Source organism: Citrobacter sp. Cpo012, assembly GCF_030333015.1.
In the GTDB taxonomy this organism is placed as follows: domain Bacteria; phylum Pseudomonadota; class Gammaproteobacteria; order Enterobacterales; family Enterobacteriaceae; genus Citrobacter; species Citrobacter portucalensis.
This window is the reverse complement of sequence record NZ_JAOWGR010000033.1, coordinates 64751-85378: the sequence shown is the minus strand read 5'-3', so window position 1 is coordinate 85378 and position 20628 is coordinate 64751. Positions and strand designations below refer to the sequence as shown.

The 20628-nt window shown below is 52.1% G+C and carries 25 protein-coding genes; 13 read left to right on the top strand and 12 right to left on the bottom strand.

Annotated features, from left to right (window positions below; translation table 11 throughout):
* Positions 1–4: 4 nt before the first annotated feature.
* Positions 5–316, bottom strand: coding sequence for a 50S ribosomal protein L21 (gene rplU / locus OGX90_RS04695; RefSeq protein WP_003025032.1), 312 nt, complete (start codon positions 314–316; stop codon positions 5–7).
* 258 nt (positions 317–574) lie between these two features.
* Between rplU and ispB the strand changes: the two genes are divergently transcribed.
* Both ispB and sfsB read left to right on the top strand, forming a co-directional pair.
* On the top strand, positions 575–1546 hold the full coding sequence (gene ispB / locus OGX90_RS04690; RefSeq protein WP_003839953.1) for an octaprenyl diphosphate synthase: 972 nt from the start codon (positions 575–577) through the stop codon (positions 1544–1546).
* A gap of 220 nt (positions 1547–1766) precedes the next feature.
* Entirely contained in the window at positions 1767–2051 is a 285-nt protein-coding gene (gene sfsB / locus OGX90_RS04685; RefSeq protein ID WP_003025035.1) for a DNA-binding transcriptional regulator SfsB, read from the top strand.
* A 56-nt stretch (positions 2052–2107) separates the two neighbouring features.
* Here sfsB and murA read toward each other — a convergent pair whose 3' ends face one another.
* The 7 genes from murA to mlaF form a co-directional block, all read right to left on the bottom strand.
* Complete coding sequence (gene murA, locus OGX90_RS04680; protein WP_003839949.1) at positions 2108–3367, bottom strand: UDP-N-acetylglucosamine 1-carboxyvinyltransferase; 1260 nt, start codon at positions 3365–3367, stop codon at positions 2108–2110.
* 53 nt (positions 3368–3420) lie between these two features.
* Positions 3421–3675: a BolA family iron metabolism protein IbaG gene (ibaG, locus tag OGX90_RS04675; RefSeq protein ID WP_003025040.1), complete on the bottom strand. Its 255-nt coding sequence runs from the start codon at positions 3673–3675 to the stop codon at positions 3421–3423.
* Between the two features lie 169 nt (positions 3676–3844).
* Complete coding sequence (mlaB, locus tag OGX90_RS04670) at positions 3845–4138, bottom strand: lipid asymmetry maintenance protein MlaB (protein WP_003025045.1); 294 nt, start codon at positions 4136–4138, stop codon at positions 3845–3847.
* Positions 4138–4773 carry a phospholipid-binding protein MlaC gene (gene mlaC / locus OGX90_RS04665; protein ID WP_008785928.1) on the bottom strand — a complete coding sequence of 212 codons (636 nt, stop codon included), beginning with the start codon at positions 4771–4773 and terminating at the stop codon, positions 4138–4140. Before mlaC ends, mlaB begins: the two co-directional genes overlap by 1 nt.
* A gap of 18 nt (positions 4774–4791) precedes the next feature.
* A complete protein-coding gene (mlaD, locus tag OGX90_RS04660; protein ID WP_191226738.1) occupies positions 4792–5349 on the bottom strand; it encodes an outer membrane lipid asymmetry maintenance protein MlaD in 558 nt (185 codons plus the stop codon).
* Between the two features lie 4 nt (positions 5350–5353).
* Positions 5354–6136 carry a lipid asymmetry maintenance ABC transporter permease subunit MlaE gene (mlaE, locus tag OGX90_RS04655; protein WP_003025053.1) on the bottom strand — a complete coding sequence of 261 codons (783 nt, stop codon included), beginning with the start codon at positions 6134–6136 and terminating at the stop codon, positions 5354–5356.
* Positions 6137–6143: 7 nt separating this feature from the next.
* A complete protein-coding gene (gene mlaF / locus OGX90_RS04650) occupies positions 6144–6956 on the bottom strand; it encodes a phospholipid ABC transporter ATP-binding protein MlaF (protein WP_003828749.1) in 813 nt (270 codons plus the stop codon).
* A 215-nt stretch (positions 6957–7171) separates the two neighbouring features.
* On the opposite strand from mlaF, the gene OGX90_RS04645 reads away from it, so the two are divergent.
* The 11 genes from OGX90_RS04645 to npr all read left to right on the top strand — a co-directional run bounded on the left by OGX90_RS04645 (position 7172) and on the right by npr (position 15091).
* Positions 7172–8149 carry a calcium/sodium antiporter gene (locus tag OGX90_RS04645; RefSeq protein ID WP_003828751.1) on the top strand — a complete coding sequence of 326 codons (978 nt, stop codon included), beginning with the start codon at positions 7172–7174 and terminating at the stop codon, positions 8147–8149.
* A 13-nt stretch (positions 8150–8162) separates the two neighbouring features.
* Positions 8163–9149, top strand: coding sequence for an arabinose-5-phosphate isomerase KdsD (kdsD, locus tag OGX90_RS04640; protein ID WP_003025063.1), 987 nt, complete (start codon positions 8163–8165; stop codon positions 9147–9149).
* 20 nt (positions 9150–9169) lie between these two features.
* On the top strand, positions 9170–9736 hold the full coding sequence (kdsC, locus tag OGX90_RS04635) for a 3-deoxy-manno-octulosonate-8-phosphatase KdsC (RefSeq protein WP_286623255.1): 567 nt from the start codon (positions 9170–9172) through the stop codon (positions 9734–9736).
* Entirely contained in the window at positions 9733–10308 is a 576-nt protein-coding gene (lptC, locus tag OGX90_RS04630) for an LPS export ABC transporter periplasmic protein LptC (protein WP_008785932.1), read from the top strand. The genes kdsC and lptC overlap by 4 nt, the downstream gene beginning before the upstream one ends.
* Positions 10277–10825, top strand: a complete 549-nt coding sequence (gene lptA / locus OGX90_RS04625) for a lipopolysaccharide ABC transporter substrate-binding protein LptA (RefSeq protein ID WP_003828759.1) — start codon at positions 10277–10279, stop codon at positions 10823–10825. Before lptC ends, lptA begins: the two co-directional genes overlap by 32 nt.
* A gap of 6 nt (positions 10826–10831) precedes the next feature.
* Positions 10832–11557, top strand: coding sequence for an LPS export ABC transporter ATP-binding protein (lptB, locus tag OGX90_RS04620; protein WP_003828761.1), 726 nt, complete (start codon positions 10832–10834; stop codon positions 11555–11557).
* Positions 11558–11603: 46 nt separating this feature from the next.
* On the top strand, positions 11604–13037 hold the full coding sequence (rpoN, locus tag OGX90_RS04615; RefSeq protein WP_286623252.1) for an RNA polymerase factor sigma-54: 1434 nt from the start codon (positions 11604–11606) through the stop codon (positions 13035–13037).
* A gap of 22 nt (positions 13038–13059) precedes the next feature.
* Positions 13060–13347 carry a ribosome hibernation promoting factor gene (gene hpf, locus OGX90_RS04610; RefSeq protein WP_003025078.1) on the top strand — a complete coding sequence of 96 codons (288 nt, stop codon included), beginning with the start codon at positions 13060–13062 and terminating at the stop codon, positions 13345–13347.
* An 83-nt stretch (positions 13348–13430) separates the two neighbouring features.
* Entirely contained in the window at positions 13431–13922 is a 492-nt protein-coding gene (gene ptsN, locus OGX90_RS04605) for a PTS IIA-like nitrogen regulatory protein PtsN (RefSeq protein WP_003025083.1), read from the top strand.
* A gap of 45 nt (positions 13923–13967) precedes the next feature.
* Positions 13968–14822, top strand: a complete 855-nt coding sequence (gene rapZ, locus OGX90_RS04600; protein ID WP_003025085.1) for an RNase adapter RapZ — start codon at positions 13968–13970, stop codon at positions 14820–14822.
* Positions 14819–15091: a PTS phosphocarrier protein NPr gene (gene npr / locus OGX90_RS04595; RefSeq protein WP_003828770.1), complete on the top strand. Its 273-nt coding sequence runs from the start codon at positions 14819–14821 to the stop codon at positions 15089–15091. Before rapZ ends, npr begins: the two co-directional genes overlap by 4 nt.
* A 66-nt stretch (positions 15092–15157) precedes the next feature.
* Here the strand turns inward: npr and mtgA are convergent, their stop codons facing one another.
* The 4 genes from mtgA to mnmL form a co-directional block, all read right to left on the bottom strand.
* A complete protein-coding gene (gene mtgA, locus OGX90_RS04590; protein WP_003828772.1) occupies positions 15158–15877 on the bottom strand; it encodes a monofunctional biosynthetic peptidoglycan transglycosylase in 720 nt (239 codons plus the stop codon).
* The gene (gene elbB / locus OGX90_RS04585) at positions 15874–16527 is read right to left on the bottom strand and encodes an isoprenoid biosynthesis glyoxalase ElbB (RefSeq protein WP_048236855.1); all 654 of its coding nucleotides are present in this window, start codon (positions 16525–16527) and stop codon (positions 15874–15876) included. Before elbB ends, mtgA begins: the two co-directional genes overlap by 4 nt.
* Positions 16528–16756: 229 nt before the next feature.
* Positions 16757–19093: an aerobic respiration two-component sensor histidine kinase ArcB gene (arcB, locus tag OGX90_RS04580; protein ID WP_286623250.1), complete on the bottom strand. Its 2337-nt coding sequence runs from the start codon at positions 19091–19093 to the stop codon at positions 16757–16759.
* A gap of 195 nt (positions 19094–19288) precedes the next feature.
* Positions 19289–20218, bottom strand: a complete 930-nt coding sequence (mnmL, locus tag OGX90_RS04575) for a tRNA modification radical SAM protein MnmL/YtqA (RefSeq protein ID WP_286623318.1) — start codon at positions 20216–20218, stop codon at positions 19289–19291.
* Positions 20219–20628 lie beyond the last annotated feature (410 nt).

Below are 20628 nucleotides of genomic sequence, written 5' to 3'. Positions count from 1 at the left end.
TAACTTAAGCGCTGATGCCAGTGATTTTCACATCAGTGAACCACTGACGATGGCCCTGCTGCTTACGGTAGTGTTTACGACGACGAAACTTAACAATTTTAACTTTCTCGCCACGACCGTGAGCAACGACTTCAGCTTTGATAACGCCGCCATCAACGAAAGGAACGCCGATTTTGACTTCTTCACCGTTTGCGATCATCAGAACTTCTGCGAATTCAACAGATTCGCCAGTTGCGATGTCCAGCTTTTCCAGGCGAACGGTCTGACCTTCGCTTACTCGGTGTTGTTTACCACCACTTTGGAAAACCGCGTACATAAAAAACTCCGCTTCCGCGCACACCTTTTTGATGATTCAGAGTGCGCTATAAATATTCACAATAGGGCGCGAATATTACGCAAAACGCGAGCCTTTGACAAGTGCTACCGTCAATACATGAAGAAAAAAAACACAACACGTACGGTAACGTTTATCTACGGCGTTTTTTCAGTACAATCAGCATATATTTATAACCCTAAACCCGACGTTACCTTCCCACACAGTAAGGTAATCGGGGCGAGAAGCCCGGCTTTTGCGATGAATTTAGAAAAAATCAATGAGTTAACCGCGCAAGATATGGCGGGGGTCAATGCGACAATCCTTGAACAGCTCAATTCCGACGTTCAGTTGATCAATCAACTGGGGTACTACATCGTTAGCGGCGGCGGAAAACGCATTCGCCCAATGATCGCCGTCCTCGCCGCGCGGGCCGTTGGTTACCAGGAAAATGCGCACGTTACGATTGCGGCCCTCATCGAGTTTATCCACACAGCGACCCTGCTGCACGACGATGTTGTGGATGAGTCAGACATGCGCCGTGGGAAAGCTACGGCAAATGCGGCGTTTGGTAATGCGGCCAGCGTGCTGGTTGGCGATTTTATCTATACCCGTGCATTTCAGATGATGACCAGCCTTGGCTCGTTGAAAGTGCTGGAAGTCATGTCGAAAGCAGTCAACGTCATTGCCGAAGGTGAAGTCTTGCAGTTGATGAACGTCAACGACCCGGACATCACCGAAGAAAACTATATGCGCGTCATCTACAGTAAGACCGCGCGTTTGTTTGAAGCGGCAGCCCAATGTTCAGGTATTCTGGCTGGCTGTAGCGAAGAACAAGAAAAAGGGTTGCAGGATTATGGCCGTTATCTCGGTACCGCTTTCCAGTTAATTGACGATTTGCTGGATTACAGCGCAGATGGCGAGCAGCTGGGTAAAAACGTCGGTGATGACCTCAATGAGGGTAAACCAACGCTGCCACTGTTGCATGCCATGCGCCACGGCACCCCAGAACAAGCGCTAATGATCCGCCAGGCCATTGAGCAAGGTAATGGTCGTCACCTTCTGGAGCCGGTTCTGGAAGCGATGAACGCCTGTGGTTCTCTGGAATGGACCCGTCAGCGGGCAGAAGAAGAGGCTGATAAAGCCATCGCTGCGCTTCAGGTGCTGCCCGATACGCCGTGGAGAGAAGCGCTGATTGGTCTGGCACATATCGCCGTGCAGCGCGACCGTTAATTCCCTACAGCATCTTCCCTCATCCCGTGCCCTGCACGGGATTTTCTTATAAGTTCCAGTAATCATTTTCCCCCTCCAGATAATCACGCAGAACCTTGGTATCTTCTGAATATACACACACTTTACATGAACATTTTAGAACATTCGTTCTTCGGGCGTTATAGTGTCGGCACAACCGATCGTGAAACCGTAAGCCGTTAACCAAAGGAGAGATGAATTGATGGAAAGCAAGCTGATTGACTGGCATCCGGCCGACATCATCGCCGGACTGCGCAAGAAAGGGACCTCAATGGCCGCTGAATCACGTAAAAATGGATTGAGTTCATCAACGCTGGCCAATGCGTTAACGAGACCATGGCCAAAAGGTGAGTTGATTATCGCCCGGGCACTGGGAACTGACCCCTGGGTGATTTGGCCGTCACGCTATCACGATGCCAAAACGCATGAGTTCATCGACAGAACGCGGATGATGAGGAGTCGCAGAGAGAAAAAGAATCCGGAATGAACATTGAGCTGTAACCCCCGGCCAACTGAACTGGGGGTTACAAGAGACGTTGACGATTACTCGCCTTTCACGCGCTCAATGTTTGCGCCCAGCGCACGCAGTTTATCTTCGATGCGCTCATAGCCGCGATCGATGTGATAAATACGGTCGACTACCGTCGTACCTTCAGCAATACACCCTGCCAGCACCAGGCTTGCAGATGCGCGCAGATCGGTCGCCATAACCTGTGCGCCAGAGAGCGTTTCCACGCCGTGGCAAATCACGGTATTGCTTTCGATTTCTGCGTGAGCGCCCATACGGCTCAGCTCAGGCACGTGCATAAAGCGGTTCTCAAACACGGTTTCCGTGATGAAGCCGGTCCCTTCTGCCACCAGGTTCAGCAATGTAAACTGGGCCTGCATGTCGGTAGGGAACGCCGGATGCGGTGCAGTACGCACATTGACCGCTTTCGGACGTTTACCGTGCATATCAAGGCTGATCCAATCATCACCCACTTCAATATCCGCACCCGCATCACGCAGCTTCGCCAGAACGGCATCCAGCGTGTCCGGCTGTGCATTACGGCAGATAATCTTGCCGCGAGAAATTGCCGCCGCCACCAGGAAGGTACCGGTTTCGATACGATCTGGCAGAACGCGATAAACACCACCGCCAAGACGCTCAACGCCTTCGATGGTAATACGATCGGTGCCCTGACCCGTGATCTTCGCGCCCAGCGCAATCAGGAAGTTCGCGGTATCCACAATCTCCGGCTCGCGCGCAGCGTTTTCGATGATGGTGGTGCCTTCGGCAAGCGTTGCTGCGCACATGATGGTGACCGTCGCGCCGACGCTCACTTTGTCCATGACGATATGCGCGCCTTTCAGACGGCCATCAACGGACGCCTTCACATAGCCTTCTTCCAGCTTAATTGTCGCGCCTAACTGCTCCAGACCGGTAATGTGCAGGTCAACCGGACGCGCGCCAATGGTACAGCCACCCGGCAGTGAAACCTGGCCCTGACCAAAGCGGGCAACCAGCGGCCCGAGCGCCCAAATGGATGCACGCATGGTTTTCACCAAATCGTACGGCGCACAGAAGACGTTCACATCACGCGCATCGATGTGCACAGAACCATTACGCTCAACTTTCGCACCCAGCTGGCTCAGCAGCTTCATTGATGTGTCAACGTCCTTCAGTTTCGGGACGTTTTGGATCTCTACAGGTTCTTCAGCCAGCAGCGCCGCAAACAGGATCGGCAGTGCGGCGTTTTTAGCGCCTGAAATTGTGACTTCGCCCTGGAGCTTAGTTGGCCCCTGAACACGAAATTTATCCATTATTCTGTTCTCTGTTAAGAATTTATCTTCGCTACCGGCACATCACCCGTAGCTCAAAAACCGTTAAGTTTGCGATCGCGCGCCCATTCCGCTGGGGTAAACGCCTTAATCGACACGGCATGAATGCGGTTGTCCGCAATGTACTCCATCAACGGGCCATAGACCGATTGCTGCTTCTTGACCCGGCTCATGCCTTCAAACATCTCACCCACGGCAATAACCTGAAAGTGACTGCCGTCGCCAGAAACGTGGACTTCCTGGAGGGAGAGTGCATTCATCAGCACGCTCTGAATTTCATTATTTTCCATGGGCTCTTCATTCGTCAGATAGTGAAAACAGCCCAACATCTTAGAGCAAAGTGGCGCTGTCATAAATAAGCAAAAAGCCTCGCTGATAAATCAGACAAGGCTTTAGTGGCAGATCCCCCTCAGGGGTTTTGCCGGATAGCGGCACAAGACCTTATCCGGCCTGGAAAAATTAACGCGGAAGGACGTCGTCAGGCAGATTGTAAAGCTGCGCCAGCGTGTACACTTTATCGTTAACACCAGTGAGTGAAACGCTGTTTCCCTGCTGCTTGCCCTGATTAATCAGATGCAACAGTAACGCCAGACCGCCGGTATCTACCCGGGATACCTGGTTCAGGTCGATGCAGGATACCCCTTTCATCGCCTCAATTCGCGCATCCCATAATGGGTTTAACACGTCCTGATCCAGCTCCCCCACCAGCACCAGCTTGTCGCCTTCACGCGTCCAGGTGAGTGACTGCGTCATTATTTTTTCTCTTCCAGAGTGATTTTCTGCTGAGCAATAGATTTCAGCTGCGCCGTCAGGCCATCAATACCTTTGGTACGCAGCAGGTCGCTCCACTCATTTTGTTTGGTGGTGATCATACTTACGCCTTCAGCAATCATGTCATAAGCCTGCCAGTTACCGGTCTGGGAGTTTTTACGCCACTGGAAATCCAAACGTACCGGAGGACGACCGTTTGGATCGATGATGGTTACGCGGATAGGTACGATGGTCGCATCACCCAGCGGTTGCTCTGGTGCAATTTCATAAGTCTGGCCATGGTACATCGCCAGAGCCTGGCCGTAGGCCTGCTTCAGATATTCACGGAATGCGGCAAAATAGGCTTCACGCTGAGCAGGGGTCGCATCTTTGTAGTAGCGCCCCAGTACCAGCGCACCCGCATATTTAACCTGCACGTATGGCAACAGTTCCTGATCGACAACCTGGCGCAGGTAATCCGGGTTTGCGCGGATTTTAGGTTGTTCATTCTTCAGACGGTCAAATGTCTTCTGCGCCGCCTCATTCATCTGTTTGTACGGGTTCGTTTGGTCGGCTGCAGTTGCTGCGCTAAGCGGGGCAATCACCAGCATAGCCACCATCATCAATCGTTTAAACATACGTCGATTCTCCTGAGATTATTTCGTTGCGCCCGCAGGCGTAGTGGCTTCATTATTGCCGTCAGTTGCGGCTGGCGCATCGCCAGAATTCTTATTGTCATCACCTTTACTGTTGCTGTTGTAAAGGAACTGACCAATCATATCTTCCAGCACCATCGCGGATTTCGTGTCCTGAATCGTACCGCCATCTTTGAGGATAGACGTTCCCAGATCAGGATCTTCAAAACCCACATTCAATGCCAGATACTGTTCGCCCAGCAGACCGGAAGTACGGATGCTCAGAGAACTGGTGTCAGGAATATGGTTAAAACGCGATTCGATTTCCAGCGTCACGCGCGGCAGGTACGTTTTCGGATCTAACGAGATGTCCGATACGCGTCCAACTACCACCCCGCCAATCCGCACCGGAGAACGCTCTCTCAGGCCGCCGATATTATCAAAGGTCGCATAAATCGTGTAAGTCGGCTCAGTACGCATTGAGGTAACGTTCGCCGCCTTCAGGCAAACAAACAGCGCTGCCAGCAGCGCAACCAGCAGGAATAACCCGACCCAAATTTCATTCTTTTTCGTTTGCATGAACTCAATTCCCAAACATCAGTGCGGTCAGCACAAAATCCAGCCCCAGAACGGCAAGAGAGGCGTGCACAACGGTGCGTGTCGTTGCCCGGCTAATCCCGGCAGAGGTCGGGATCGCATCATAACCATTGAACAATGCAATCCAGGTGACCGTAATGGCGAACACCACGCTCTTAATCAGACAGTTAACCAGGTCCAGACGCCAGTCGACGGCATTTTGCATAGCCGACCAGAAGAAGCCTGCATCAATACCCTTCCAGCTTACGCCAACCAGTGAACCACCCCAGATACCCACTGCGACAAAAATAATCGTCAGCAGCGGCAATGAAATGACGCCAGCCCAAAAACGTGGGGAAATCACCCGGCGCAGTGGATCGACGGCCATCATCTCCAGACTGGAAAGCTGTTCGGTCGCCCGCATCAGGCCAATTTCTGCGGTTAAGGCCGACCCGGCCCGCCCGGCAAACAGCAGCGCCGCAACAACCGGTCCCAACTCACGTAACAATGACAGTGCCACCAGCATACCGAGGCTGGTTTCCGCGCTGTAGGTGGTTAGCACCAGGTATCCCTGCAACCCCAGCACCATACCGATGAACACGCCAGAAACAATAATGATCAGCATCGATAAGACACCGACATTATAGAGCTGGCGTATCAGCAGCGGCGCATGTTTGCGAAACTCCGGCTTGCCGACAACCGCATTGAACAACATTAATCCGGCTCGCCCGAACGTCCTGAGGGTTTTTATTCCCCGATGTCCGAGTGATGCCAGCGCATTTAACAACATGGGTGGCTTAACTCCCTGTTTTGAGTAAATCGATGTGGTAGTCGCCCGCCGGGTAACGGAACGGAACCGGTCCATCGGCAATGCCGTCCAGGAACTGGCGTACGCGCGGATCGGCATTTTCTTGTAGTGCCTGAGCACTACCGTAGGCCACTATTTTTTTGTCCGCCATTATATAGGCGTAATCCGCAATACTCAGTACCTCAGGCACATCATGGGATACCACCACACAGGTGACGCCCAGCGCGCTGTTCAGTTCTGAAATCAGCTTCACCAGAACGCCCATGGTGATGGGATCCTGGCCGACGAACGGCTCATCAAACATGATGAGGTCTGGCTCCAGCGCGATAGCACGTGCTAACGCGGCGCGACGCGCCATCCCACCGGATAATTCAGAAGGCATTAATTTGGCCGCACCCCGCAGGCCGACGGCCTCGAGCTTCATCATCACCGTGCTCTTCAGCAACGGCGCTGGCAACGTCGTATGCTCGCGCAGAGGGTACGCGACGTTGTCAAACACATTCATGTCGGTAAATAGCGCCCCAGACTGAAACAGCATACTCATGCGCTTACGCACGGTAAATAAACGCGAACGGGACATGGCCGGGACGTTCTCACCGTCAAACAGGATCTCGCCCTTATCCGGGGGGATCTGTCCGCCAATCAGACGCAACAGCGTCGTTTTGCCGATGCCTGATGGCCCCATGATCGCCGTCACCTTACCGCGCGGTACCGTCAGGGAAATATTATCAAAGATGCAGCGGTCACCCCGGGAAAAGCTGACATCGCGCATATCGACTAGATTCGCCACAGACTGCCCCATTGATTCATCCTTTACTATTGCCTCGTTGATCGAAGAGTTTGGCGCTCAATTTAGCCATGAACTCAACATATTTACAGATTATTGCCTGTCCTGGTTAGCGAAAGCTGGCATTTGTTTTACTTTTTAGCCGCATAAAGTCAAAATTAAGACTTCGTTACGGCTTCCAGAAGATCCTTCAAGTGGACCGGCGAGTATACCTGAAGAAAGGACTTTAGATGCTTTTAGCGACGGCGCTGTTAATAATTGGTTTACTTCTGGTGGTCTACGGTGCCGACCGTCTGGTATTTGCTGCATCCATTTTATGTCGAAACTTCGGTATTCCTCCCATTATCATCGGAATGACCGTGGTCAGCATGGGTACGTCGTTACCCGAGATAATTGTCTCCGTTGCCGCATCGATGAATGGGCAACTCGATCTGGCTGTCGGGACCGCTATAGGTTCTAACATCACCAACATTCTGCTTATTTTAGGCCTGTCGGCGCTGATTCATCCTTTTACCGTGCATTCTGATGTTCTGCGTCGTGAATTACCGCTAATGTTGCTGGTAAGTATTTTAGCTGCATCCGTCCTGTATGACGGGCAGTTAAGCCGCAGCGACGGTTTCTTTCTTCTGCTTCTGGCCGTGCTATGGCTGCTATTCATTGTTAAAATCGCCCGTCTGGCCGAGCGACAAGGCAATGACAGCCTGACACGTGAGCAGATAGCTGAGCTGCCGCGCGAAGGCGGATTACCGGTCGCATTTTTGTGGTTGGGCATTGCGCTGATTATCATGCCAATGGCAACACGTATGGTGGTGGACAACGCGACCGTACTGGCGAACTATTTCGCCATGAGCGAACTTACTATCGGGCTGACAGTGGTCGCCATTGGTACCAGCCTGCCGGAGCTGGCAACAGCGATTGCGGGTCTGCGTAAAGGTGAAAATGATATTGCCGTCGGTAACATTATCGGCGCAAACATTTTTAATATCGTTATCGTCCTCGGGCTACCGGCGCTGATTACGCCGGGTGAAGTCAACCCGATGGCCTTCACCCGTGACTATAGCGTCATGCTGCTGGTGAGCGTGATTTTTGCACTACTCTGCTGGCGACGTCCGCGCCAGATTGGTCGCGGCGCAGGTGCGCTGCTGACCGGCGGTTTTATCATATGGCTGGCGATGCTGTATTGGTTATCGCCACTTCTCGTTGGATAACTGGAAACGCATTATGTCGCACTTAGAGTTGCAACCGGGTTTTGACTTTCAGCAAGCAGGCAAGGAAGTCCTGGCAATTGAACGTGAAGGCCTGGCGGAGCTTGATCAGTACATCAACCAAAATTTTACCCTCGCATGCGAGAAAATATTCAGCTGCCCGGGCAAAGTGGTGGTGATGGGAATGGGGAAATCCGGCCATATCGGGCGGAAAATGGCAGCCACATTTGCCAGCACCGGCACCCCCTCATTTTTTGTACACCCAGGCGAAGCCGCACATGGCGATCTGGGTATGGTCTCGCCGCAGGATGTGGTCATCGCCATCTCTAACTCCGGTGAATCCAATGAGATAGCGGCGCTGATCCCGGTATTAAAACGTCTTCATGTACCGCTTATTTGCATGACCGGTCGTCCTGAAAGCAGTATGGCGCGTGCGGCAGATGTGCATCTGTGTGTTAAAGTGCCCAAGGAAGCTTGTCCGTTAGGCCTGGCGCCGACCAGCAGTACGACAGCAACACTGGTGATGGGCGATGCCCTCGCGGTGGCATTATTAAAAGCGCGCGGCTTTACCGCGGAAGATTTTGCGTTGTCTCATCCCGGTGGCGCACTGGGCCGTAAGCTTTTACTGCGCGTTAACGATATTATGCATACGGGCGACGAGATCCCGCATGTGACCAAAAACGCCAGCCTGCGTGACGCCTTAATTGAGATCACGCGTAAAAATCTCGGCATGACCGTCATTTGCGATGATGCCATGAAGATTGACGGTATTTTCACCGATGGCGATTTACGTCGTGTCTTCGATATGGGCGTTGATGTACGCCAGTTAGGCATTGCCGATGTGATGACCCCTGGAGGCATTCGCGTGCGTCCGGGTATTCTTGCCGTCGATGCCCTGAACTTAATGCAGTCCCGCCATATCACCTCGGTAATGGTTGCTGATGGCGACCAATTACTCGGTGTGTTACATATGCATGATCTGCTGCGTGCAGGTGTAGTGTAAGAAACTCAAGGATAACGAAAATGAGTAAAGCAGGTGCGTCGCTTGCGACCTGTTATGGACCCGTCAGCGCAGACGTTATCACCCGGGCAGAAAACATCCGTTTGCTGATCCTGGATGTGGATGGCGTACTGTCTGATGGTCTGATTTATATGGGCAACAACGGTGAAGAGCTGAAGGCTTTTAACGTCCGTGATGGTTACGGAATTCGCTGTGCGCTCACTTCCGGTATTGAGGTTGCCATTATTACCGGACGAAAGGCTAAACTTGTAGAAGATCGCTGTGCCACTTTGGGGATCACCCACCTGTATCAGGGGCAGTCAGACAAACTGGTTGCCTTTGGCGATCTCCTTAGCAAACTGGCGATCGCGCCGAAGAATGTCGCCTACGTTGGCGATGACCTGATCGACTGGCCGGTGATGGCTAAAGTGGGATTAAGCGTCGCGGTGGCAGATGCCCACCCTTTGCTGATCCCGCGAGCTGATTATGTCACCCACATTGATGGGGGACGTGGCGCTGTGCGTGAAGTCTGCGATTTATTACTCCTGGCGCAGGGCAAACTGGACGAGGCCAAAGGGCAATCGATATGAGCAAAACCAGACGTTGGGTTATCATTCTACTGTCGCTGGCTGTCCTTGTGATGATTGGTATTAATCTGGCAGACAAAGATGACACCACTCAGGTCGTCGTCAATAACAACGAGCCAACCTATAAGAGCGAACATACTGATACCGTCGTGTATAGTCCGGAAGGCGCGCTGAGCTATCACTTGATCGCACAACACGTTGAATATTATTCGGAACAAGCGGTTTCGTGGTTTACTCAACCAGTATTAACCACGTTTGATAAGGATAAAGTACCGACCTGGACGATCAAGGCCGACAAAGCCAAATTGACCAACGATCGGATGCTGTATCTGTACGGCCATGTTGAGGTTAACGCCCTGGTGCCTGACTCTCAACTACGCAGAATTACGACCGATAACGCGCAGATTAACCTGGTGACACAAGACGTCACTTCCGATGATCTGGTGACGTTGTATGGCACAACATTTAACTCCAGCGGACTGAAGATGCGCGGCAACTTACGCAGCAAGAACGCCGAGCTGATTGAAAAGGTTAGAACCTCATATGAAATCCAAAACAAACAAACTCAGCCTTAATCTTGTACTTGCCAGCTCACTTCTGGCCGCCAGCATTCCGGCATTTGCCGTCACCGGCGATACCGAGCAGCCGATTCACATTGAATCGGACCAGCAGTCCCTGGATATGCAGGGCAACGTGGTGACGTTTACTGGCAACGTGATTGTGACTCAGGGCACCATCAAAATTAACGCCGATAAAGTCGTCGTGACCCGTCCTGGCGGTGAAGACGGCAAAGAAGTGATTGATGGCTATGGCAATCCAGCGACGTTTTACCAGATGCAGGACAACGGTAAACCGGTTAAAGGCCACGCCTCTCAGATGCACTATGAACTGGCGAAAGACTTTGTCGTTCTCACCGGCAAGGCGTATCTGGAACAGCTCGATAGCAACATCACGGGCGATAAGATCACTTATCTGGTAAAAGAGCAGAAAATGCAGGCCTTCAGCGATAAAGGCAAACGCGTCACCACCGTTCTGGTTCCGTCGCAGTTGCAGGACAAAAACAAGGCTCCGGCAGAGAAAAAAGGTAACTGATTCGTTATGGCAACATTAACTGCAAAGAACCTTGCAAAAGCCTATAAAGGCCGTCGTGTGGTTGAAGATGTCAGTCTGACCGTCAACTCCGGGGAGATCGTCGGTCTGCTCGGTCCTAACGGTGCAGGCAAGACAACAACCTTTTACATGGTAGTCGGCATTGTCCCGCGCGATGCGGGTAACATTATCATTGATGACGAAGACATCAGTCTGCTGCCTCTGCATGCGCGCGCGCGTCGCGGCATCGGCTACTTACCGCAGGAAGCATCGATTTTCCGTCGCCTGAGCGTGTTTGATAACCTGATGGCGGTACTGCAAATTCGTGACGATCTGACCAGCGAGCAGCGGGAAGATCGGGCCAACGAGCTGATGGAAGAATTCCACATCGAGCACCTGCGTGACAGCTTAGGTCAGTCGCTCTCCGGTGGTGAACGACGCCGCGTGGAGATCGCTCGCGCACTGGCCGCTAATCCGAAATTTATCCTGCTGGATGAACCGTTTGCCGGTGTTGACCCGATTTCTGTTATTGATATTAAACGGATCATCGAACACCTGCGCGACAGCGGCCTTGGCGTGCTGATTACCGACCATAACGTCCGCGAAACGCTGGCAGTGTGTGAGCGCGCCTATATCGTAAGTCAGGGACACCTGATCGCGCACGGCACGCCAACAGAAATACTGCAGGATGAGCACGTTAAGCGCGTATACCTTGGGGAAGACTTCAGACTCTGATAGGGTAGAAGACTTCACGTCACTGCAGGAGAAAACAACTCTGAACATGAAGCAAGGTTTGCAACTCAGGCTTAGCCAACAACTGGCGATGACGCCTCAGCTACAACAGGCTATCCGTCTGTTGCAGCTGTCCACGCTGGAACTTCAGCAAGAACTTCAGCAAGCGCTGGAAAGTAACCCACTGCTCGAGCAAACCGATCTTCACGACGAAATTGATACCCAGGAAAAACAGGACAGCGAAACCCTCGACACCGCAGATGCTCTCGAACAAAAAGAGATGCCTGAGGAGTTGCCGCTTGACGCCAGTTGGGATGAAATTTACACCGCCGGGACGCCTTCGGGCACCAGCGGAGATTACATCGACGACGAACTGCCTGTGTATCAGGGTGAGACCACGCAATCACTACAGGATTACCTGATTTGGCAAGTGGAACTGACTCCGTTCTCGGATACCGATCGCGCCATTGCGACATCCATTGTAGATGCGGTAGACGAAACCGGTTATCTCACCGTGACCCTGGACGATATTCTCGAAAGCATGGGCGATGACGACGTCGGTATGGACGAAATCGAAGCTGTGCTTAAACGCGTTCAGCGCTTTGATCCCGTTGGCGTGGCCGCCAAAGATCTCCGTGACTGCTTACTGATCCAACTTTCGCAGTTTGATAAAGCCACACCGTGGCTGGAAGAAGCGCGTCTGATCATCAGCGATCACCTCGATCTGTTAGCCAACCATGACTTCCGCACCCTGATGCGCGTGACCCGGCTGAAAGAAGACGTGCTGAAAGAAGCCGTCAATCTTATTCAGTCGCTGGATCCAAGACCTGGGCAATCGATCCAGACCGGCGAGCCGGAGTACGTTATTCCGGATGTGCTGGTGCGTAAGCATAACGATCGCTGGGTGGTCGAACTCAACGGCGACAGCATTCCTCGTTTACAGATTAACCAGCACTACGCCGCCATGTGCAATAGCGCGCGCAACGATGCCGACAGCCAGTTTATTCGTAGCAATCTGCAAGATGCGAAGTGGCTGATTAAAAGCCTGGAAAGCCGCAATGATACGTTGCTGCGCGTCAGCCGCTGCATCGTTGAGCAGCAGCAAGCTTTCTTTGAGCAAGGCGAAGAGTATATGAAACCGATGGTGCTGGCGGATATCGCCCAGGCCGTCGAGATGCACGAATCGACCATTTCCCGTGTGACCACGCAAAAGTATCTGCACAGTCCGCGCGGCATTTTTGAATTGAAGTATTTCTTTTCCAGTCACGTTAACACTGAAGGCGGAGGTGAAGCCTCATCCACAGCTATCCGTGCGCTGGTGAAGAAATTAATTGCTGCGGAAAACCCCGCGAAACCGCTGAGTGACAGCAAGTTAACCTCTATGCTGTCAGAACAGGGTATCATGGTGGCACGCCGCACCGTTGCGAAGTACCGAGAGTCTTTATCCATTCCGCCGTCTAACCAGCGCAAACAGCTGGTGTGACCCAACCGATAAGGAAGACACTATGCAGCTCAACATCACTGGAAACAACGTCGAAATCACCGAAGCCCTGCGCGATTTTGTGAATACAAAATTTGCCAAGCTCGAACAATATTTCGACCGGATTAATCAGGTCTATATTGTGTTGAAAGTGGAGAAGGTTACACATATCTCGGATGCAACACTGCATGTGAACGGTGGCGAAATTCATGCCAGCGCGGAAGGTCAGGATATGTACGCCGCCATTGACGGTTTAATTGATAAACTGGCTCGGCAGTTAACAAAACATAAAGATAAACTGAAACAGCACTAACTTGTCCGGGCAGTTAGCGGGTGCAGGACGGCCTGTTGTGTAGCACAACGGGCCATTTGTACAGTTAGCGCTTAGGTGAAATTATGACAAATAACGATACGACTCTACAACTGAGCACTGTTCTTAACCAGGAATGTACACGCGCAGGCGTTCACTGCCAAAGCAAGAAACGCGCACTGGAAATCATCAGCGAACTTGCGGCAAAACAGCTTAGCCTGCCTTCTCAGGTGGTATTTGAAGCCATTCTGACGCGTGAAAAAATGGGCAGTACCGGCATCGGTAATGGTATTGCTATCCCGCACGGAAAGCTGGAAGAAGACACGATGCGCGCGGTTGGTGTGTTTGTTCAACTCGAAACACCCATCGCCTTCGACGCCATTGATAATCAACCTGTCGATCTGCTTTTCGCCCTGCTGGTCCCGGCAGACCAAACCAAGACGCATTTGCATACGTTGTCACTGGTCGCAAAACGTCTGGCAGATAAAACCATCTGTCGTCGTCTGCGCGCTGCGCAGAGTGACCAGGAATTGTATCAAATCATCACGGACACCGAAGGTGGACAGGATGAAGCATAACAACCCAATGGCATCCTTTTTTGTCGTTGTGAGGAGAAACAGTACATGGTACTGATGATCGTCAGCGGCCGTTCAGGGTCAGGTAAATCTGTCGCCCTGCGTGCGCTGGAAGATATGGGTTTTTACTGCGTGGATAACCTTCCCGTAGTGCTGTTGCCCGATCTGGCTCGTACACTGGCCGATCGCCAGATTTCTGCGGCCGTCAGCATTGATGTGCGCAACATGCCTGAGTCCCCGGAAATTTTTGAGCAGGCAATGAATAATCTGCCCGAGGGTTTCTCACCACAGCTGCTGTTCCTTGATGCAGACCGTAACACGCTGATTCGTCGCTACAGTGACACGCGCCGTTTACACCCGCTCTCCAGCAAGAACTTGTCTCTGGAAAGCGCTATCGATAAGGAAAGCGATTTGCTGGAGCCACTGCGCTCTCGCGCTGACCTGATCGTTGATACCTCCGAAATGTCCGTACACGAACTGGCGGAAATGTTACGTACCCGACTGCTGGGTAAACGTGAACGTGAATTGACGATGGTATTCGAATCCTTTGGTTTCAAACACGGTATCCCGATTGATGCGGATTACGTCTTTGACGTGCGCTTTCTGCCTAACCCACACTGGGATCCAAAGCTGCGCCCAATGACCGGTCTTGACCGCCCCGTCGCCGCATTCCTCGACAGGCACACAGAAGTACACAATTTTATTTACCAGACTCGCAGCTATCTTGAGCTATGGTTACCCATGCTGGAGACCAACAACCGTAGCTACCTTACCGTAGCCATCGGCTGTACCGGCGGGAAACACCGTTCGGTGTATATTGCTGAGCAGCTGGCAGACTACTTCCGCTCACGCGGTAAAAACGTGCAGTCACGCCATCGTACGCTGGAAAAACGTAAATCATGACCGTGAAGCAAACCGTTGAAATCACCAATAAGCTGGGCATGCATGCCCGCCCAGCGATGAAACTGTTTGAATTGATGCAGGGTTTCGAAGCAGAAGTTTTGCTGCGTAATGATGAAGGAACGGAAGCCGAGGCCAACAGCGTTATCGCTCTGCTGATGCTGGATTCAGCCAAAGGGCGTCAGATAGAAGTCGAAGCCACGGGACCACAGGAAGTAGAAGCCCTGGCCGCAGTGATTGCCCTGTTTAATTCAGGGTTTGATGAAGATTAATCGAGTACACAGAACGTAGCCAGTAGGCCGGATAAGGCGTTTACGCCGCATCCGGCAATAACTACGCTAATACAGCTTATTTTCCCGCATAAACGACTCACCACCTAACTGGCGCATTTGGCGCATAATCCAAGCCTGGCGGTTACGCACATAACCAGAAGGCGCATTCGCCTTAAAACGCAAAGGATTGGGCAATACTGCCGCCAGCAAGGCCGCTTCAGACAGGCTCAACCGACTGGCCGGTTTATGAAAATACCGTTGCGCCGCCGCCTCCACGCCAAATATCCCATCGCCAAACTCGGCGATATTCAAATAGACGGTCAGAATACGTTTCTTACTCCAGACGGTTTCCATACCCAGCGTTAGCCCGGCTTCAAGGCCCTTACGCACCCAGCTACGTCCATCCCACAAAAAGAGGTTTTTCGCCGTCTGTTGCGATAACGTCGACGCCCCGCGAATGCGGTTTTCATTGCGTTCATTGTGCGCCAGCGCTTTCTCTATGGCGGTGACGTCAAACCCCCAGTGGTCTGGAAACTTCTGGTCCTCCGCAGCAATCACCGCCAGTCCCATCCACGGTGAGATCTCATCCATGCTCACCCAGTCCGAGTGCGCCACATAGCCGAAATCACCGGACAGCCATGCGCCCAGCTGTCGCTCGACCATTACCGCCGAGAAAGGCACAGGCATCACGCTGAAAAGTGCGATGCCCCCGCCCCAGAATACGGCGAGGACAACCACCACCCGCAGAAAAATACGTCGCAGAAAGGCGGTTACTCCTTTTCTCATTCAGTCAGCACCAGCACACGCGATACCAGTTTATCGATGCCACTCGCAGCCTGAGCGATGTCCTGCGCCAGCATATAGGCAGGCGTGGTGACGATTTTGTTGTCTTCATCGACGACAATGTCATCAACCGGACAAGGCACATGCTCAGCGCCCATCTCTTCCAGCACCTCTGCCGTGTCGATATCAGTGCCGATGGTCAGACGCAGCGGGAAGTCAAAAATTTTAGGTAACATGGCAGGCGCAATGCACATAAACCCCAACGGCTTACCCGCCTGATGCATGGCCACCGCCAGCGCGGCTAAATCGCTGTCAACCCGGCATTCGCTGCCCTGACTGGCAAAATTGCTCAGATTTTTGGCCGCACCAAACCCACCCGGCACGATCAACGCATCCAGTTCCGATGAGACTGCCTGCGCAAGTGGGCGAATATCACCACGTGTGATACGCGCGGCTTCAATCAGCACATTGCGAGTTTCCAGCATCGACTCGCCGGTCAGATGATTAATCACATCCGCTTGTTGTTTATCAGGTGCGAAACAGACAGCCTGAGCGCCGTTGCGGGCAATCGCCAGAAGCGTGAGAACAGTTTCATGGATCTCTGCACCGTCATACACGCCGCATCCGCTGAGCACTACACCCACTTTTTTCATCGCAATACTCCTTTCTCAACTGGCTGAAACATATTAGTTATTATGATTTAAATGCTACGCTTCACACATTTAACTGATTCATGTAACAAATTATTTAAGATTTGCTATCTTAACTGCGTGCGGCCTGAAAATTAGGGCTGCGCCCTTGTAAACAATGATAATAATTTACGGCGCAGCCACGATTTCCCTGGTGTTGGCGCAGTATTCGCGCACCCCGGTCAAGCCGGGGTCATTTTTTTTCCACGCTCGCCACCCAGGCTTTTAATACTGCCACGTCGTGCTGCCACTCCTGCTTCATCTCTTCAATCCATTCAGCAACGTTATCTTCCCAAGCAGGAAGATCCGGCGACTGGATTTGCTGACCTAGCTGTTGCAGGTGACGCAGCCCCACTGAACCTGCTGCGCCTTTAATTTTATGGCCTTCCTCAACAACACCTTTTTTATCCCGTGCCGTCAGGTTGGACTCCAGCACGCTCAAATATCCCGGCATCATCTTCTCAAATACCGCCAGCCCGTCGGTAATTAACTTCGGTCCCACCAGCTCGAGGTATTGTTCCAACATAGGAATATCTAACAGCGCTTGCGATTTACTGCTTTCTTCAGATGTCACAGTGCTCTCCTCTTCGTTTCGGGTATCCCAGTATTTTTTGATCATGGCGGTTAGCGCCGGAACCGACAGCGGCTTACTCAGCACGTCGTCCATGCCTGCGTCCAGATACTCTTTTTTATCTTTCAGTACGTTGGCGGTGAGTGCAACCAGCGGTGGCAGATCTTCACGGGCGTATTTTTGCGTGAGCTCCCGCGAGATATCCAGACCGGTCATATCCGGTAGCTGAATATCCAGCAGCACCAGGTCATATTCACCCGGCGTAAACATTTCCAGCGCGGCTTTCCCGGTCATCGCGACATCCACGCTGTTGCCTAATTTTTCCAGCACGGAGCGCGCAACAATAACGTTCAGCTCAATGTCTTCTACCAGCAGCACATTCAGGGCTGGCAGCGGCATTTCATCGTCTTCAAAAGCATCTTCAATCTCTTCCGCTACCGCGGGGGCATGCACGGTTAGCGTAAAGATGGACCCTTTTCCTGCCTGGCTGGAAACCGTAATATCACCGCCCATGTTTTTCGCCAGACGCTTCGACACGGCCAAACCAATCCCTGTCCCCGTTGCCGGTTTACCGCCGTTGCTGTCCTTCACCTGATAATACATAGCGAAGATTTTATCCTGCTCATCCTGCGGAATGCCGATGCCGGAATCTTCAACTTCGAAATGCAGCATATTCCCCTGGTCATAGCGCGCCCGCACGATCACCTGCCCCTGCTGGGTAAACTTCACGGCGTTGCTGATCAGATTCCACAGGATCTGACGCAGACGCGTTCCGTCGGTAATGACCTTATGCGGCAGCGGTAACGTCGGCTCAAGCACAAAACGCAGCCCCTTTTGCTGCGCCTGTAGGCCAGAGAGGTTTTCCAGATCCGCCATAAAGCTGGTGAAATCGATCGGCTGGTTATCGAGCTGGACTTTACGTCGCTCCATCTTATCCATGTCGATAATATCGTTGAAAATATTCCCCAGCGTCACAGCAGAGACGTGGATTGTTTTCAGGTATTTTTCCTGCTCCGCGGTTAGATCCGTATCCAGCAGGATCCGGCTTAAGCCGACAATGCCGTTAAGCGGGGTGCGCAGCTCGTGGCTGATGGTAGAAATAAAGGTGGTCTTATCGCGGCTGGCGCGCTCAAGCGCGTCCTGATAACGCTTACGCTCGGTAATATCGCGCCCAAAGCCCATCAGACCATGTCGTTTACCTACGCGGTCATAGTAAGGCACTTTGCGAATTTCAAAGCAGGCTTTGCGCCCGTCCGGGTAGTCCAGCCACTGTTCGTAGGTGAGCGAAACATTATGACGGAACACCTTCTCGTCGGTCTCAATCACCTTTTCAGCCGCTTCAGGAGAGTAAACGTCAGCCGGTTTTAAGTTCACCAGCTGCTTTTCGCTTTTGCCAGTCAGCAGCTCCATGGCACGGTTACAGCCGGAAAACTCCTTATCTTCATTGCGATAAAAAACCAGATCCGGCGAGGCATCAAGGAAAGAGCGTAAAAAGGAAGACTGTTGCTCAAGCTGGATCTGCGCCTCTTCGCGCTCTTTGATTTCAACCTTCAGTTGCTCGAATGTTTCCTGGCGCTCTGCTTCGGCTTTTTCACGCTCAACAATTTCCTGATTGAGCTGGGCAATATTATCTTTCAGCTGCACATTGAGCTTGAGATCGCGCTCGCGCATCTCTTCCAGCTTTTGTACCAGTCGTGACAGGCGTTGCCGGGACTCCTCAAGTTGCTCCACCACCACAGACAAGAAATAGACGGCCCAGGGGGTAATTAACAGACCAAAAAAGATAGAACGGATGACATCAATGCTTTCTACCTGGCCATGCAGCACCATGGTGACAGCCATCTGCACCACAATTGCCAACACGACCAGAGCCAGCGCCAACAGCAGCGAAAAGCGCACCAGACCTAACTTCATCATCAGGTCGACGTAATATTGCGCCAGCATACGGATTTGCTTCATAGAGGGTTCCTTCACGACAACTTGGCACAATAATACTCAATTCTCAGCGTGACGTTGAAGATTGTGCAAGAAATGCGGAGGTTATCGGTGAAATGACCGCGGAGAGGCCATCGTAGGCCTGATAAGCAACGCGCCATCAGGCAAGCAGGCGCAGATTGCCGGATGTCGGCTTTGCCTTATCCAGCCTACGAAGAGTTAGTTCTCAGGCCGCACCCATGGCGTACCGAGCGCCGAGCCTTGCACACCGTACTTGTTAAGGTACTTATCCAGTTCGACCATGCCGGTCCAGCGGTTTTCACACCATAGCGGTGCCAACAGAGTTGGGCGGCGCGCGCTGGCGGAAATTCGATGATAAATCACCTCTGGCGGCGTATGACGGATCATCTCCCCGGCGGTAACCGTATAGTCGTCCAGTTCAATTCCGTTCAGCCGCCCGGCTTCCCAGGCTTTCGCCATCGTACTGCCTTTCACAATATGCAGCGGGTGCAGCTTAATACCGTCAACACCCGTCTCCACTACACGTTCCATGGTTTGCAGGCATTCTGCCTGCCCTTCTCCCGGCAGACCGACAATCAGGTGCGAGCACACTTTCAGCCCACGCTCGCGTGCCAGTCGCGTAGTGCGTTGGTAGCAGGCAAAATCATGGCCGCGGTTAATACGATGCAGGGTTTTGTCATGCGCGGTTTGCAAACCGAGCTCCAGCCATACCTCATAGCCGAGGTCTTTATACTCGCAAAGCAGATCGAGTACCGCATCCGGCACGCAGTCGGGGCGCGTCCCAACGCATAACCCGACGATACTGGCCTGGCTAACCGCCTGCTGATACATCGAACGCAGCACCTGCACTTCAGCAAAGGTGCTGGTATAGGCCTGGAAATAGGCCAGATAGCGTTTCGCGCGATTGACCAGATGCGCCTGATGCTCAAGCTGCTCGGCAATAGAATGGTGCTGCTGTGCTTCATCGGCAAACGAGGCGACATTGCAGAAAGTACATCCACCACGTCCGATGGTGCCATCACGATTTGGACAGCTAAAGCCGCCGTGAAGCGTGAGTTTATGAACCTTTTGCCCGTAACGGCGAGAAAGATCCCCACCAAACATATTGACTAATTTCTGTAACTGCATAATCTGGTAGACCGCGCCTTGAAAAGAGGCCAAAGCCTGCCATTTTTTGCCCCAGTCGGCGATGACCTGGATCAATCGCCCTGGCGTGCCTTTATTCATTGCATAACAAATCAAAATAATCGAAATTTCATTCATTAAAAATGAAATTACTTTTCCTTATATCCGACTGTTTTTTTTATCTTCTTATACTCTCAGCATAAAAACAGTATCTTTAAGACGCCAAAACTCCAAAAACCAGCATAAAATGCCAAGCATAGCGATAAACAAAGGGAGGACGGGGGATATACAGCCTTTCTGACAGTGAGACAGATCACACTTCGCTCTCCATTCTCCTTGCGTTAAATCAATGTAAAAAAGCCTTAAATTTCAACATATTCATAAAGTTAATCGCCCTATAGCACATTTTTGCA

What these genes read in the sequence shown, in the direction of transcription:
- rplU (WP_003025032.1), bottom strand. Translation starts at nt 316, where the DNA reads ATGTACGCGGTTTTCCAAAGTGGTGGTAAACAACACCGAGTAAGCGAA.
- ispB (WP_003839953.1), top strand. Translation starts at nt 575, where the DNA reads ATGAATTTAGAAAAAATCAATGAGTTAACCGCGCAAGATATGGCGGGG.
- sfsB (WP_003025035.1), top strand. Translation starts at nt 1,767, where the DNA reads ATGGAAAGCAAGCTGATTGACTGGCATCCGGCCGACATCATCGCCGGA.
- murA (WP_003839949.1), bottom strand. Translation starts at nt 3,367, where the DNA reads ATGGATAAATTTCGTGTTCAGGGGCCAACTAAGCTCCAGGGCGAAGTC.
- ibaG (WP_003025040.1), bottom strand. Translation starts at nt 3,675, where the DNA reads ATGGAAAATAATGAAATTCAGAGCGTGCTGATGAATGCACTCTCCCTC.
- mlaB (WP_003025045.1), bottom strand. Translation starts at nt 4,138, where the DNA reads ATGACGCAGTCACTCACCTGGACGCGTGAAGGCGACAAGCTGGTGCTG.
- mlaC (WP_008785928.1), bottom strand. Translation starts at nt 4,773, where the DNA reads ATGTTTAAACGATTGATGATGGTGGCTATGCTGGTGATTGCCCCGCTT.
- mlaD (WP_191226738.1), bottom strand. Translation starts at nt 5,349, where the DNA reads ATGCAAACGAAAAAGAATGAAATTTGGGTCGGGTTATTCCTGCTGGTT.
- mlaE (WP_003025053.1), bottom strand. Translation starts at nt 6,136, where the DNA reads ATGTTGTTAAATGCGCTGGCATCACTCGGACATCGGGGAATAAAAACC.
- mlaF (WP_003828749.1), bottom strand. Translation starts at nt 6,956, where the DNA reads ATGGGGCAGTCTGTGGCGAATCTAGTCGATATGCGCGATGTCAGCTTT.
- OGX90_RS04645 (WP_003828751.1), top strand. Translation starts at nt 7,172, where the DNA reads ATGCTTTTAGCGACGGCGCTGTTAATAATTGGTTTACTTCTGGTGGTC.
- kdsD (WP_003025063.1), top strand. Translation starts at nt 8,163, where the DNA reads ATGTCGCACTTAGAGTTGCAACCGGGTTTTGACTTTCAGCAAGCAGGC.
- kdsC (WP_286623255.1), top strand. Translation starts at nt 9,170, where the DNA reads ATGAGTAAAGCAGGTGCGTCGCTTGCGACCTGTTATGGACCCGTCAGC.
- lptC (WP_008785932.1), top strand. Translation starts at nt 9,733, where the DNA reads ATGAGCAAAACCAGACGTTGGGTTATCATTCTACTGTCGCTGGCTGTC.
- lptA (WP_003828759.1), top strand. Translation starts at nt 10,277, where the DNA reads ATGAAATCCAAAACAAACAAACTCAGCCTTAATCTTGTACTTGCCAGC.
- lptB (WP_003828761.1), top strand. Translation starts at nt 10,832, where the DNA reads ATGGCAACATTAACTGCAAAGAACCTTGCAAAAGCCTATAAAGGCCGT.
- rpoN (WP_286623252.1), top strand. Translation starts at nt 11,604, where the DNA reads ATGAAGCAAGGTTTGCAACTCAGGCTTAGCCAACAACTGGCGATGACG.
- hpf (WP_003025078.1), top strand. Translation starts at nt 13,060, where the DNA reads ATGCAGCTCAACATCACTGGAAACAACGTCGAAATCACCGAAGCCCTG.
- ptsN (WP_003025083.1), top strand. Translation starts at nt 13,431, where the DNA reads ATGACAAATAACGATACGACTCTACAACTGAGCACTGTTCTTAACCAG.
- rapZ (WP_003025085.1), top strand. Translation starts at nt 13,968, where the DNA reads ATGGTACTGATGATCGTCAGCGGCCGTTCAGGGTCAGGTAAATCTGTC.
- npr (WP_003828770.1), top strand. Translation starts at nt 14,819, where the DNA reads ATGACCGTGAAGCAAACCGTTGAAATCACCAATAAGCTGGGCATGCAT.
- mtgA (WP_003828772.1), bottom strand. Translation starts at nt 15,877, where the DNA reads ATGAGAAAAGGAGTAACCGCCTTTCTGCGACGTATTTTTCTGCGGGTG.
- elbB (WP_048236855.1), bottom strand. Translation starts at nt 16,527, where the DNA reads ATGAAAAAAGTGGGTGTAGTGCTCAGCGGATGCGGCGTGTATGACGGT.
- arcB (WP_286623250.1), bottom strand. Translation starts at nt 19,093, where the DNA reads ATGAAGCAAATCCGTATGCTGGCGCAATATTACGTCGACCTGATGATG.
- mnmL (WP_286623318.1), bottom strand. Translation starts at nt 20,218, where the DNA reads ATGCAGTTACAGAAATTAGTCAATATGTTTGGTGGGGATCTTTCTCGC.